Genomic DNA, 12,743 nt, shown 5'->3' with positions numbered 1-12,743 from the left:
AATTAGTTATGCCTAGCTACTTATGCAAGTAAGTGGACTTAATTAAAAATATAAAGCCCTAAAACCTGCGGCGTACGCCGCAGGTTATTGCAAATGTCAAAGGATCATGGCTTTTTGTTTGGTCGTCCTTCTCGTAGGAGATTTCTGTAAATTGCTAGGCTTTTAGTTAGAAATAAAATAAACAGATAAGTCATCAAATCATGACAAAAAAGAAAGTTATTTTTGCTTTTTTTGTCTTTTTTTTTGCCAAGAATATTGGCAATATTAATATCTTAGCAATCAGTATCTAGGCACAATTAAATATAAAACCTCAAAAGCTTTAGCACAGGCTAAAGCTTTTGGCTCTGGCTTTATTTGTTTGGCGAGGACTAAACCTTTTGGACGAAAGTTCTGCCGAGAATGCCTTGTGGTCTTACTAGTAAAACGATGAAGAGTAAAGCAAAGGCAACGGCATCTTTATAGGCGGATTGATTAGATGGGACGAAGGACTCGGCAAGTCCGAGGACTATGCCCCCAACTACGGCTCCAGGAATATTGCCCAGTCCACCGAGGACAATCACCGCTAGTCCTTTTAAGCCAAAGCCGATACCAAAATAGGGACCCGCGATACTGACACTGGAGCCCACAAGGGTTCCCGCTAGTCCGCCGAGGAATCCCGATACAAAAAAGGTGAGAACAATAAAAAAATCGGTGTTTATGCCCAGCAAGCTTGCTGTAGTGGCATTTTCGGCTACAGCTTTCATGGCTTTGCCGATCTTGGTGAAGTTAATACCATAGGTAAGAATGGCTAAAACTATTACAGATACGCCAAAGATCAGGATCTGTACGGTGCGGATGGCGATTGGTTTGTCAGGGGAGCCGAAGTTGATGGCGGCAGGTAAGCTGCCGTAAATATTAGCGGGGAAATTATAGCTTTCTGCACCCACTAGGTATTGGATTGTATTGACGATCGCTACGGCTACGCCCAAACTAGAAACTAAGGTCAGTAATGGGTCAGCATGACGATCTCGTAAAGGTCGAAAAGCAATCCGCTCGATCGCGATACTGATCAATCCTGTAAAGATACTGCTTACAAAAATGGCAACAAAAAAGGGCAAATGTACTTCTTTGGGTAAGGATAGGTTGGCGAGAATACCATTGAAGCCAAAAGTGCCACCACATAGCACGTAGGTAAAGTATGCTCCCAACGTAAACACCGCACTATGGGCGAAGTTAACGATCCCTAAAATCGAAAATACCAAGGTATATCCGAGGGCAAAAATGGCGTATACGCTCCCAATTGATAAACCATTTAAAAATTGCTGCAAAAATACCGAAAAGTCCATATGAGTTTTTTAAAAAATTCTACACTTGCGATCGCAACTATGGCGATTGCGGTGACAATTACGCCAACACCCTCCGCGATCGCTACACTTAACAATCTTGATCGATCCCATCATCCCCATAAACTGCCTAACCAATCTCAAAGCCAATCTCAAAACCAATCCCAAGACACAATCTCATCGATTCCCGCTGCTACACCGCTGCAACTGCCCGATACGGGCGCACAGGATGATAGTTGGAGCTGTGGACCCAATTCGGCGGCGAGGATATTGCGCTATTACGGGCATGATGTTGACTATGCCATGGTGCGCGAGGCAACTGACAAGAAGTTATTTTTACCGCAGAAAATACGCAATCCTTTTACTAATCAATGGATTGAGGTGCGGACGGGTACGCCACCACTCACTTTGCAGCAGGTCATGCAACGCTGGGAAGGGGATCGGGTTAAGAAGTCTCCCCAAACTAGTTTTAATCGGTTACTGAATTTATTGCGATCGGGTAAACCTGCGATCGCTTTGGTGCGCGTCGGCAGCTTGAAAGTTCCCTATGTGGGATCGATTCCCTATCTACATTGGATTGCGTTAACGGGAGCCGATCCTCAGAGCCAGCAAATCTATTACACCGATACCAATAGCCAAACCTATATGCTGTCATATCAAGATTTCCAGACAAGATGGAACTTGGGCTTAGATCGCGATGTTAGTGGGGCGATCGCGAATATCCTCAAAAGCAATGGCGTGGAGGCAAGAACTATAGTCTGGGTGGATCGATAAGTGAATCAAAACTCGTAGCGCACGCACAGCGTGCGCTACGGTTGTTTGGATCGCCTAGCTACTCAGCACGTTGTTAAAGCCAAGCCGTAAAGATGCGCCCTTGCAGGGCGCATCTTTACGGCTTGGCTTTGCCTATATTTGCCAATTTTCGCCTTGGCTTTTATAGATTTAAGTCTTTCTACGCATCAGCTTCAGGGGGCTTTGCTAATAGGATAAATAATTGATATCTATTGATATCTGTAATGATATCTGTAAATTTGATAGGTTTCCTTGGTAAAGTCATTGATGTGGTGTGAAGAATCGAATCTGCTCTTCTAATTTGGAAACTTACTGCTCATTATCATTTCTGCTTTTATCAACTCATAAATTTTCATGGCAGAAAAAAGCTATAAGCAATATTAACTATGATCAAAACCGCAATTACGAAGATCGCAATTACGAATATCGCAATTACGAATATCGCAGCAGTGGGCTTGTTCCCGCTCATAGGCAGTCTCACTCCTGCTCTCGAACCGATCGCCTTAGCTCAAACATCGCCTACTACCGTTAGAGTCGATCGCCTAATTTCTCAGAACGATTCGGCAAATAGTTCGATTAAGCTGGTAGAACAAGCTAACTCCCTGCGAGAGCAAAATCAGCTCGATCGGGCGCTTACTCTTTATCGTCAAGCGATCGCCGCGAGTCCAGAGTTGGTTCCTGCTTACTATGGTTTGGGAGTGACATTGCGCCAAAAGGGGGATATTCAGGGCGCGATCAATGCCCATCGGCAAGCCATTACGATCGATAAAAGTTACACGCCCGCCTATTACGGACTTGGCATCGCGCTTTATCAAAAGGGTGACTCTAGCGGTGCGATCGATGCGTATCAACAATTTATTCAACTCAGTAAGGCGGACACCAATCTTGCTCCTGCCTATTACAATTTAGGTCTCGCCTACGAGCGACGGAATAATATCGATGAGGCGGTTGCTTCATTTCGGAAGGCGATTGAGTTTGACCCGAAATATGCCCTAGCTCATAACGGTTTAGGAACGGTATTGCGGCGGCAGGGCAATCGGAAGGAAGCGATCGCCGCCTATCGGAAAGCGATCGAACTTGCCCCTCAGTATGCTGTAGCGCATTTTGCCTTGGGAATTTCGTTGTACGAAGATCGAGACTATACGGGAGCGATCGAAGCCTACAAACGGGTCACGACCCTTGAGCCTAATTTTCCCAATGTTTATTACAACCTTGGTTTAGCCTATAACCAATTGAGCGATCGCCCCAATGCGATCGCCACGTTTCGGAAGGCGATCGAGCAAGATCCGCGTAATGCAGATATTTATGCGATTTTAGGTAGTGTTTTCTTGAGGGACGAAAATATTCCTGAAGCAGCGGAAGCCTTTAAGCGAAGTACGGAAATTAATCCTAAGGTGGCTAGTTCCTTTAATGGTCTAGGGCTTGCTTTACGTCGCCAAGGCGATCTCGAAGGCGCGATCGCTGCCTATCAGAAGTCGATCGCGATTAATCCAAACTATGCTGTGGCTTATAACAACCTCGGGCGCGTTCTTTCTGACCAGAATCGTAACACCGAAGCAATTGCCGCATTTCGGCGGGCGATCGCGATCGATGCCCAAAATGCGGTTGCCTATAGCAATCTGGGCAATTTATTGCGCTCTCAAGGCAATAGTGACGAGGCGATCGATGCTTTTCAAAAAACCATTGCGATCGGCAAAGAAGATCTCTGGGTCGATTACACCAGTCTAGGGTTAGCCTATGCCGATCGCGGCAGACTGGGCGAAGCCCAGAATGCCTATTTCAAGGCACTGTCTTTAAATCCGAATTTTGCCAAGGCACATTTTGGACTAGGGGCTTTATATACATTGAAAGGGGAAGTTAGCAATGCGATCCGCTCCTATCAAGAAGCTCTGAAGTTGTACGAAGAAAACCGTGACGCAGAATGGATTAAGCGCACCCAACAGGCAATCCAAGCATTACAGGGGATTACTTAATTTAAAACAAGCTGTGCTTTGCATGGCTTGTTTTGAATTAAGTGCCCCTCAAATCGCTAAACTGTGATTCTGGTTGTTTAAAACATGGCAAAAATCACCGAGATGCAAGCCGTGATTTTAGTCTTGCTGGGCATGACCACAATTAAAAAGCATAAATTATGGAGTTTTAAATATAAGCATGGGATTTTTAGAAGGTCAGGTGGCGATCGTCACGGGTGCATCAAGGGGTATTGGACGCGCGATCGCGGTGGCACTTGCCAGTGAAGGCGCAAAAGTTGTGGTGAATTATGCCAGTTCGGCTAGCGCCGCCGAAGAAGTTGTTGCGGAAATCAAGACCCAAGGTGGTGAGGCGATCGCCATTCATGCCGATGTCTCCCAAGAATCACAGGTGGACAGCTTGATCAAATCAGCGATCGACACTTGGGGTCGCATGGATATCTTGGTAAATAATGCGGGCATTACCCGCGATACCCTATTGCTACGGATGAAGCTTGAGGATTGGCAATCGGTGATCGACCTCAACCTGACAGGCGTATTTCTGGCTACCCGCGCTGCCTCCAAAATTATGCTCAAACAGAAATCGGGACGAATTATTAATATTGCCTCCGTAGCAGGACAGATGGGTAACCCTGGTCAGGGCAACTATAGCGCGGCAAAAGCTGGGGTAATTGGCTTTACTAAAACCGTTGCGAAGGAACTTGCCAGCCGTGGGATTACGGTCAATGCGGTTGCTCCAGGATTTATTGCCACAGATATGACCGCCGATCTCAAGAATACCGATGATATTCTCAAGTTCATTCCTCTGGGGCGTTATGGTCAACCCGAGGAAATTGCGGGTATGGTGCGATTTTTAGCGGCAGATCCTGCGGCAGCCTATATCACAGGACAGGTTTTTAATGTCGATGGCGGTATGGTCATGGCATAGAAATAGCCAAGGGCGCTGTGAGCGCCCTTGGCTATAGGGCTATAGCTGCTGCTGGACCCGAAAGAGGGTTTCGACTTTGCTCATCCCAAGGGATACGATGGCTGAGCGAAGTCAAGCCTTTCTCAAAACCTCTCTCAACGCCTCTCTCAAAGCTTCTCTCGATGCATTTAGGGTTTCTATATGAATTTGAATCGTTTTTACGCAAAGTTTCTCCAAATTCTTAGCATTCTCCTAATGGTGATAGGTCTAGTGGCGAGTCCAGAGTTGGCGATCGCCGCACCCAGCCCTCAACTGGCGACCATTGATTTCACCAAACAGGAGGCGATCGAAGTGAAAGTTAGCCTCAGCAATGGAGCCAATGAACTCAGATTCATTCCCGATCGCTTTGTTTTTGAAGCGGGTAAGCGATACAAATTGTTGCTCAGCAACCCTAGTGCTATGAAGCATTATTTCACCAGTAAGGATTTTGCCGATGCGATTTGGACGCAAAATGTGGTGGCTGGCAATGTGGAAATTAAAGGGTATATTCGCGAACTCGAATTACGTCCCAATACTAACGCCGCATGGACATTTGTGCCAATTAAGTCAGGTACGTATGAGTTGCACTGCGCGATCGCTGGACATACCGAAGCAGGAATGCGCGGTACGATCGCCATTCAACCTAGCGCGTAGAATGAGGAATTAACTTGCTTTTTGTTTACCGAAGGTTTAAATCTCCATGCGTGCCATATTCGCAGCTTTGCTTGCTTTATTTTTGTTGTTGAACCCCGCACCAGTACAGGCTCAAATTAATATTACGGAAACCGAATCCAACCAACTCGATCAGTTAGTCAAACAAGCCTTTGATGCTACCAATGCTGGCAAATTTACTGAGGCTGAAGGCTATTGGACGAATTTGATTAAACTTTATCCAGACAATGCCGCAGGATGGAGCAATCGCGGTAACGCCAAAATGAGCCAAAATCGCCCACAGGATGCGCTTGAAGATTACAACAGGTCGGTAGAACTGGCTCCCAATTTTCCCGATCCCTATCTCAATCGTGGGGCAGCATTGGAGAGTTTGGGCAAATGGCAGGAAGCGATCGCTGATTACGATCGCGTTTTGGCGATCGATCCTCAGGATGCCGCCGCTTACAACAATCGCGGTAATGCAAAGTCAGGTTTGGGCAAATGGGAAGAGGCGATCGCCGATTATCAAACGGCGATGCGGGTTAACTCGCGCTTTAGCACGGCTTTTGGCAATAATGCGATCGCGCTTTATCAAGTTGGGAAGACCGATGAAGCGATCGTGGCTATGAAAAATATATTACGTAAATATCCCAACTATACGGATGTGCGGGCAGCTCTAACTGCCGCACTCTGGACAAATCACAAGCTAGGAGAAGCGGAGAGCAATTGGGTATCGGTGGCTAATCTCGATCCCCGCTACCAAGATATAAACTGGGTAAGAGATATTCGCCGTTGGCCGCCTCTAATGGTTGCAGCTCTGGAAAAGTTTTTGACTCTGAAATAGTTTTGCCTTGCTATTTATAGCTGCCGCCAATCTTGTTATACCAGAGCTCAAAATGGCTAAGCCATTTTGAGCTCTGGTATTAAACCCTAAAAGAGGGTTGCCGCGCGGAGCGCGGCAACCCTCTTTTAGGGTTTAATACCAAACTTTACTTTGCTATAGATACTTATTACTTATTAATTGACTGATTGGGGTTGGCAGGGATAGAAATCTGAACGTCGCGTTTTTGTTGATTTCTAAAGGTCGATACGGCTTCGTCAAAGGACTCGGATTGGCTAGCCCGAAATTGCTCTGGAGACTTGCCACCAGCAAGATTAATGCTATTCATGAGCTGCAATAGGTTGACATTGCTGCCACCGATGCTCAAAGAGCTTCTTTCCTGTTGTTGGGAATCCCTTAGGGTTTGCTCAGCTAATGTTGGGGCATTATTGATTTGCGCGATCGCTCCAGCAGCCCCAATCATGCTAGCCGATACTATACCCATAGCGTTCAGGGAAATAGATTTTAAAATCATCGTTTTAGCTCCTTTAGTAACATCTAATTCCTAGTCTATACCAAATTTTTTTTGGCTTTGGTTGTTAACACCCCAAAAAATAAAAGCATTAATACCAAATCACAAAAGTGTTGTTCCACTTTCGTGATTTGGTATTACTTAGGACATAAAACCCCAAAGATAGGTGGCGGCGCGAAGCGCCGCCACCTATCTTTGGGGTTTTGAGAGCAAATTTGCAACTAAATAGCGTAATCAAGGGGAAAGGACTTAGCATCCCTTGGCTCAATATGGACATATTGTTGCGGTTGTAATTTCAACTCATCAAAACGTTCGCGACTCATATGGGCAGTTAAAATTTGTCCATCGCCTAGGGCTAACTCAACTTGAACTTCCCAGCCCAGATGAATTAATCTGGCGATCCTTGCGGAGACAGATGTGCTGGTAGGCTCCGTTTCAATCAAAATATCGCGGGGGCGAATATACACATCTTCACTAGCATTGTCCGTTTTCAGGAATCTTGTGCGATCGCGACTGGCGGGCAGTACATTCACAGGACCGATAAAGCTCATCACAAAAGGGGTTGCAGGATTGTCGTATACTTCAGCGGGCGTGCCGATCTGCTCGATTTTGCCCTTGTTCATCACCACGATTTCATCCGATACCTCCATCGCTTCTTCTTGGTCGTGGGTGACAAAGACGCTGGTAACATGCACTTCATCATGGAGGCGACGCAGCCAAGCCCGCAGTTCTTTACGGACTTTGGCATCCAGTGCGCCAAAGGGTTCGTCGAGAAGTAGAACGCTCGGCTGGACGGCGAGGGCGCGGGCGAGGGCAACTCTTTGGCGCTGTCCGCCCGAAAGTTGGGAAGGGTAGCGATTACCTAAACCCTTGAGCTGGATTAATTCCAATAGCTCTTCGACGCGCTCAGCAATTTTGGCTTTGGGTTCTTTGCGGATCTCTAGTCCAAAGGCAATATTTTTGCGAATGGTCATGTGTTTGAAGAGAGCGTAATGTTGGAAGACAAAACCAATATTGCGATCGCGCACATCTTGATCGGTGGCATCCTTTCCAGTCAGAAAAATCTTGCCGCGATCGGGGGTCTCTAAGCCTGCAATTAATCTTAATAGAGTGGACTTGCCAGAACCTGAGGGACCTAATAGAGCCACCAATGAACCAGTTTTGACCTCAAGATTGATATTGTCTAGGGCTAAAAAATCACCAAACTGCTTAACTACATTTTCTACAACAATGCCCACGTTGCCATTACCTCAAATTGTCTTAACATGACCGACGGATCGCCTTCAAATCTACAGTTAATCTATGCGTTTACCGTTGATTTGATATCATCACATATTACAATACTTAGCGCTGACCGAAAAACCTGATAGTTTTTAGGATAACTTGCTCCCAGCACTACTACAGCGCTTTGCGCTCAAACCCAAACCAAGGAAATTCTTAAAAGCCTTGCCTCGCAAGGCTTTTAAGAATTTCCTTGTGGTTCGTTTGATCGATAATTGCTGTAAGAAACTGTAAGTAGCTCTGCATAATTAAAACCAAGAGCCAAAACCTGTGGCACAAGCTGTGCGTGCGCCACAGGTTTTGGGGAGCTTATATTTAATTGGGTTTAGCTACTTAGTTTACGGTTTGTCGCTAAAGTGGATATACAGAATTCCACCTTATTTATAAAGCCTTATTTAAAAGCCTTATTTAAAAATTGTAGGGAATTGTGGCTTGTCTTCGAGAATTCCTGCGATTTCCTGTAATTTATTTTTATGATGTCAAATCCACTTCTTCCGATCTCTGTATTAGTACTTACCCTTGCTTTGCTGGGTTGGGGATATTTTCGTTCCCGCAAGTTTGGTAAGCTGGGGCTATTGTCTTGGCTGCAATTTGTAGCGCTCATGGCTCCTTGGCTCATCTACTTTGGCTTGTTTGTTTTAGGTGTTTTTATCAATTTCACAACCCTATTATTTTTGTTGCTAGGCTCGACGATCGCCTATGTTGCTATCAGTAACCAATTACGCAAGATTGTGTCTGAAGAAAAATCAGCGATCGAGCAAAAGCTCAAACGAGACATTGAAGTGACTGGTAGCGATCGCCCAAATGCTCAAGACAATCTTGTCAACGATCTACCTGTTAAGACTCCAATTGCTTTGGCAATGTCACAGGGAAAGAACCAGTTAAAACTTTTTAAGTCTTTGCCAGCGGAAGATATGAAGCTGATGCAGGGGATTTTTGGAATCGAAACCTACTATGTTACCGAAACCATTCCCTACCAAGAAGGGGCTATTTTTAAGGGTAATTTACGGGGTGAGCCCGATGTCGTCCACGATCGCCTGACTAAATCCTTGCACGATCGCCTTGGCGATCGGTACAACCTCTTTTTAGTTGAAGGGCAAGATCGCAAGCCCGTAGTAATCGTTTTGCCTAGCCGAGTTAGTAATGTGGATAACAATACGATTCCGCAAAGGCTCTTGATTTTGGTGCTGATTGTTGCCAATGGCTATACGGCTTTAAATTTGGGTGCTTTAGTAGGCGGGATTCCCGTTGTGCAATCTCCTCAAGAATATCTCATCGGTTTGCCCTTTGCCTTGGGTATTGGCGCAATTTTAGGGCTGCGAGAGCTAGCGATGCGTCTGATGGCAAAGAAATATAAGGTTAAGATGAGTTTGCCGTTTCTTTTGCCTTCTTCCCAATTAGGTTCTTTTGGGGCGTTCAGTCGGATTTCTTCGCCATTGCCCAATCGAGTTGCTCTGTTTGATATTGCGATCGCGCCAGCCTTGGTAAGTGGATTGGTTTCTTTGATCGTGCTTCTGGTTGGTTTGCGTCTATCTGCGATCGGCATGGGAAGCATCGATATTCCCAGTCAAATTTTTCAAGCTTCCGTATTGGCTGGAACCTTAGCGAAGTTATTTCTTGGGAATGCGTTACAGGATAGCTTTATTTCTATTCATCCTTTAGTGGTTCTCGGATGGCTTGGCTCGGCAATCACTGCCCTGAATTTGATGCCCGCAGGTCAGCTAGATGGTGGCAGGATTGTTCAATCGGTTTATGGAAGACGTACGGCAAGCTGGACGACAGTATTAACCTTGATTTTCCTAGTGATTGCTACGGTCATTAATCCACTTGCGCTCTATTGGGGAGGAATTATCTTAATTCTATTAAGAGATTTGGAACGCCCTATGCTCAATGAACTTTCAGAACTTGATGGCGATCGCGAAGCTTTAGGGGTAGTCGCTCTCTTTTGGATGTTGATTACGTTACTTCCCATTACCTCCAGTGTTGCCGATCGTTTAGGTATTGGCGGTGGTGGCGGATTGCTTCCATAGATTAAATAGAACAAAGTATCGCTTTTTCTCTTCTATTTTAAAGATAAGGCGATCGCTACTATTCAAAGCGATCGCTCCTAATTCCAAAATCATAAAGCGATCACCTCAAATATCCATACTTTCACGAACAAGCGATCTCCCACAGTTTCAATCATCAAGCGATCGCTCCTCAAAGCTTAAATGTTGTAGGTTTAGGCTTAAGAACAAATACTTAAGGTTTTGTCCAATCTTTAAAAATTCCACAATCCTCATCTTTTATGTACATATTTTCTAAATATTTATCAGTTAAATATAATCCTGAGTCATATTTATCAACATAAATATTCCATGCGTGATTGCTAATATCAAAGTATTCAGAAACATATATTTCGTAAACATAAGTTTTTGGGGTTTGATTGATTTCCTTAATCGCAAAGTCTGAAATAGGTCTACAAATATATGGGCTAAGATTTTGACTTGCTCCTGTATATTTTCTAACTGTTGCAAAATCTCTATCCTTAATTGCTTTAAAGTATCTTAAAACATAAGCTTCTGTATCATTCCTTGCCTCTCTATGAGCATTTTTAGAACTGAATGTTTGCTCAAAGAAATAATTTTTCAAGAACCCAAGTAGGAAAAACAGTGATATTGGGATAAGTATTAGGAGAAGATGTTTTGGCTTCATAAAAACTCAAACTAGGTCAAAGATCGATTGATTGCCCTCAACAAACCAACAACATCAAACAGCGATCTCACTCTCTATTACTTAAGTATTGAGCTACACTTACCCCCAGATACAATCAGCCATCTTTTTCGCCATAGCTTCATGATGTTTTTGATTTGCCATTATTTTATCTCCGCTAACCGCAGATGGACTAACGCTGAGAGTCATAGACTTGCCAGATTTTAGCGTGATGAATAGCTCGGTAAATGCATTAGTATCGGGGTCTGCGGCATGATGCTCAAAGTCTATCAATTTGACGTTATCAAATGGAATTGTCCTGATAACTTTTGTCTTTCCCGATATATTAGTTGTGGTCTTGCGGATTTCTCGATTTAGACGATCGAATACCCAAAGGGTAAAGTGAGATGCATACAAACTAGAGACAAAGCTAAGTAAAACGATTATAAAAATCGCTCTAAAGGGGCTAGACAACAAATTATTTAGTATCCCTCCATCTAGTATATCTCCTTGAGGACCTCGTTTACTAAAAAGCATTACCCCTATAGGAAAAAAGAAAAAAAGAATAACCGCCATACTGAAGACTGAGCCAAAAAACGAGTTCATCCAAGCTTTTCTAGCAGATATAGGACTTCCTTCTTGAAACTTCAACTCGATTGAAGTTTCTTCAATTAGATTTAGTTGTACACTATTGGAATGAATAACTCGCATATCTTATTTTGACATTTTGGGAAAATTATTTTTTTGGAAGTCTATCTTATTCAGTATCTTTTAGTTAGTGCTTAGCAATACTCTGATTTCAATATTCTCAGCGATCGCCTCTAATCTCCGCCTATTCATAATGTGACCATACAGAAACAACTCTGATGGTTTTAGTTTCATCATTGACTGCATAAACTAAACGATGTTTGATATTGATCCGTCTTGAGAAATATCCTTTCAAGTTGCCTGAAAGTTTCTCATAGGGAGGTTCATAGGGATTCTGCTTGAGGATTTCTAGTAAAGATTTGAGGTTGGAGTCCAAATTAGCAGACTTCAATTTTTGGGCATCCTTAATCACATTTCGACTAAATTCAATCTTCCAGTCCATCCAAAGCTCCTAGAAACTCTTCTTCAGAGACCCAATCATCCGCTTGTTCGGCGGCTCTAATTGACTCAACTAGATTAGGAATAGACTGTAGATAGAGAGTTTCCTGTATGCTTTCCCAATCAGCTTTAGATAGCAGTACCGCATCACCTTGCCGACTCGTAATAAATCTTGGTAGATGATCTTTGTTAACTTGCTCAACTAAGCTGAAAAATTTAGCTCGTGCTTCACTCGCGTTAAGAATTTTCATTGGGAAGTCCAAACCCGTACAATTTATCGTACCACTTTTTGTTAAGGCGATCGCTTCAATCATCAACACTTTCAACACACAAGCGATCTCAACCAACAAATCAACATCATCATTTTTGTATCAATATTTTTGCTTGAGCCAGCATCAGCCGATATGGTAGGCAAGCTGATCGATTTATCTTCAGTAGCTGTATTGTTACGCGCCCAATTGTGGTCAATGGATAAATTACGCCACTAGTAGGCAGTCAAGTAATTATTGACGGGTAGAGGCGAAGCAATTTAATGCGAGCATCAGCAGTAGTAAATTGCCAATTGACTTTACAAGAGAGAGAATTCCTGCGATTTTCCCAAGCCGAGACTTCCTGAATCAAAAGCTGTTTATCAGGAATACGACGGTCGAGA

Annotated in this window: 13 protein-coding genes and 1 pseudogene; 6 read left to right on the top strand and 8 right to left on the bottom strand. The window is 44.0% G+C overall.

Annotated elements, in window-relative coordinates; translation table 11 throughout:
• Nucleotides 1–368: 368 nt before the first annotated feature.
• A complete protein-coding gene (locus AC805_RS09370) occupies nucleotides 369–1,325 on the bottom strand; it encodes a branched-chain amino acid ABC transporter permease (protein WP_055075184.1) in 957 nt (318 codons plus the stop codon).
• Here AC805_RS09370 and AC805_RS09365 point away from each other — a divergent pair, their 5' ends adjacent.
• The 5 genes from AC805_RS09365 to AC805_RS09345 all read left to right on the top strand — a co-directional run bounded on the left by AC805_RS09365 (nucleotide 1,326) and on the right by AC805_RS09345 (nucleotide 6,525).
• Nucleotides 1,326–2,096 (top strand): C39 family peptidase, encoded by a 771-nt coding sequence (locus AC805_RS09365; RefSeq protein ID WP_055075183.1) that lies wholly within the window; start codon nucleotides 1,326–1,328, stop codon nucleotides 2,094–2,096.
• Between the two features lie 404 nt (nucleotides 2,097–2,500).
• The gene (locus tag AC805_RS09360) at nucleotides 2,501–4,087 is read left to right on the top strand and encodes a tetratricopeptide repeat protein (protein ID WP_055075182.1); all 1,587 of its coding nucleotides are present in this window, start codon (nucleotides 2,501–2,503) and stop codon (nucleotides 4,085–4,087) included.
• Between the two features lie 178 nt (nucleotides 4,088–4,265).
• On the top strand, nucleotides 4,266–5,012 hold the full coding sequence (fabG, locus tag AC805_RS09355; RefSeq protein ID WP_055075181.1) for a 3-oxoacyl-[acyl-carrier-protein] reductase: 747 nt from the start codon (nucleotides 4,266–4,268) through the stop codon (nucleotides 5,010–5,012).
• A 180-nt stretch (nucleotides 5,013–5,192) separates the two neighbouring features.
• Nucleotides 5,193–5,684: a hypothetical protein gene (locus tag AC805_RS09350; RefSeq protein ID WP_055075180.1), complete on the top strand. Its 492-nt coding sequence runs from the start codon at nucleotides 5,193–5,195 to the stop codon at nucleotides 5,682–5,684.
• A gap of 46 nt (nucleotides 5,685–5,730) precedes the next feature.
• On the top strand, nucleotides 5,731–6,525 hold the full coding sequence (locus AC805_RS09345) for a tetratricopeptide repeat protein (RefSeq protein WP_055075179.1): 795 nt from the start codon (nucleotides 5,731–5,733) through the stop codon (nucleotides 6,523–6,525).
• Nucleotides 6,526–6,691: 166 nt separating this feature from the next.
• On the opposite strand, the gene AC805_RS09340 is transcribed toward AC805_RS09345, so the two are convergent.
• Both AC805_RS09340 and AC805_RS09335 read right to left on the bottom strand, forming a co-directional pair.
• A complete protein-coding gene (locus AC805_RS09340) occupies nucleotides 6,692–7,036 on the bottom strand; it encodes a hypothetical protein (RefSeq protein WP_055075178.1) in 345 nt (114 codons plus the stop codon).
• A 218-nt stretch (nucleotides 7,037–7,254) separates the two neighbouring features.
• A complete protein-coding gene (locus AC805_RS09335) occupies nucleotides 7,255–8,271 on the bottom strand; it encodes a sulfate/molybdate ABC transporter ATP-binding protein (RefSeq protein WP_055075177.1) in 1,017 nt (338 codons plus the stop codon).
• A 516-nt stretch (nucleotides 8,272–8,787) separates the two neighbouring features.
• Here AC805_RS09335 and AC805_RS09330 point away from each other — a divergent pair.
• Nucleotides 8,788–10,344 carry a site-2 protease family protein gene (locus tag AC805_RS09330; RefSeq protein WP_055075176.1) on the top strand — a complete coding sequence of 519 codons (1,557 nt, stop codon included), beginning with the start codon at nucleotides 8,788–8,790 and terminating at the stop codon, nucleotides 10,342–10,344.
• Between the two features lie 211 nt (nucleotides 10,345–10,555).
• Here the strand turns inward: AC805_RS09330 and AC805_RS09325 are convergent, their stop codons facing one another.
• From AC805_RS09325 to AC805_RS26195, 5 genes and pseudogenes are all read right to left on the bottom strand, one after another.
• Nucleotides 10,556–11,008, bottom strand: coding sequence for a hypothetical protein (locus tag AC805_RS09325; protein WP_055075175.1), 453 nt, complete (start codon nucleotides 11,006–11,008; stop codon nucleotides 10,556–10,558).
• A 99-nt stretch (nucleotides 11,009–11,107) separates the two neighbouring features.
• A complete protein-coding gene (locus AC805_RS09320; protein WP_055075174.1) occupies nucleotides 11,108–11,716 on the bottom strand; it encodes a hypothetical protein in 609 nt (202 codons plus the stop codon).
• Between the two features lie 121 nt (nucleotides 11,717–11,837).
• On the bottom strand, nucleotides 11,838–12,095 hold the full coding sequence (locus AC805_RS09315) for a Txe/YoeB family addiction module toxin (RefSeq protein WP_055075173.1): 258 nt from the start codon (nucleotides 12,093–12,095) through the stop codon (nucleotides 11,838–11,840).
• Nucleotides 12,079–12,342 carry a type II toxin-antitoxin system Phd/YefM family antitoxin gene (locus AC805_RS27120; protein WP_055075185.1) on the bottom strand — a complete coding sequence of 88 codons (264 nt, stop codon included), beginning with the start codon at nucleotides 12,340–12,342 and terminating at the stop codon, nucleotides 12,079–12,081. Before AC805_RS27120 ends, AC805_RS09315 begins: the two co-directional genes overlap by 17 nt.
• 244 nt (nucleotides 12,343–12,586) lie before the next feature.
• A pseudogene (locus AC805_RS26195) lies at nucleotides 12,587–12,743 on the bottom strand (IS630 family transposase); the annotation flags it as partial.

The sequence above is a fragment of the Pseudanabaena sp. 'Roaring Creek' genome, assembly GCF_001402795.1.
In the GTDB taxonomy this organism is placed as follows: Bacteria; Cyanobacteriota; Cyanobacteriia; order Pseudanabaenales; family Pseudanabaenaceae; genus Pseudanabaena.
The sequence above is the reverse complement of the archived record's forward strand: the minus strand, read 5'-3'. Positions and strand labels throughout refer to the sequence as shown.

What these genes read in the sequence shown, in the direction of transcription:
- AC805_RS09315 (WP_055075173.1), bottom strand. Translation starts at nt 12,095, where the DNA reads ATGGACTGGAAGATTGAATTTAGTCGAAATGTGATTAAGGATGCCCAA.
- AC805_RS09350 (WP_055075180.1), top strand. Translation starts at nt 5,193, where the DNA reads ATGAATTTGAATCGTTTTTACGCAAAGTTTCTCCAAATTCTTAGCATT.
- AC805_RS09325 (WP_055075175.1), bottom strand. Translation starts at nt 11,008, where the DNA reads ATGAAGCCAAAACATCTTCTCCTAATACTTATCCCAATATCACTGTTT.
- AC805_RS27120 (WP_055075185.1), bottom strand. Translation starts at nt 12,342, where the DNA reads ATGAAAATTCTTAACGCGAGTGAAGCACGAGCTAAATTTTTCAGCTTA.
- AC805_RS09320 (WP_055075174.1), bottom strand. Translation starts at nt 11,716, where the DNA reads ATGCGAGTTATTCATTCCAATAGTGTACAACTAAATCTAATTGAAGAA.
- AC805_RS09360 (WP_055075182.1), top strand. Translation starts at nt 2,501, where the DNA reads ATGATCAAAACCGCAATTACGAAGATCGCAATTACGAATATCGCAATT.
- AC805_RS09370 (WP_055075184.1), bottom strand. Translation starts at nt 1,325, where the DNA reads ATGGACTTTTCGGTATTTTTGCAGCAATTTTTAAATGGTTTATCAATT.
- fabG (WP_055075181.1), top strand. Translation starts at nt 4,266, where the DNA reads ATGGGATTTTTAGAAGGTCAGGTGGCGATCGTCACGGGTGCATCAAGG.
- AC805_RS09330 (WP_055075176.1), top strand. Translation starts at nt 8,788, where the DNA reads ATGATGTCAAATCCACTTCTTCCGATCTCTGTATTAGTACTTACCCTT.
- AC805_RS09365 (WP_055075183.1), top strand. Translation starts at nt 1,326, where the DNA reads ATGAGTTTTTTAAAAAATTCTACACTTGCGATCGCAACTATGGCGATT.
- AC805_RS09345 (WP_055075179.1), top strand. Translation starts at nt 5,731, where the DNA reads ATGCGTGCCATATTCGCAGCTTTGCTTGCTTTATTTTTGTTGTTGAAC.
- AC805_RS09340 (WP_055075178.1), bottom strand. Translation starts at nt 7,036, where the DNA reads ATGATTTTAAAATCTATTTCCCTGAACGCTATGGGTATAGTATCGGCT.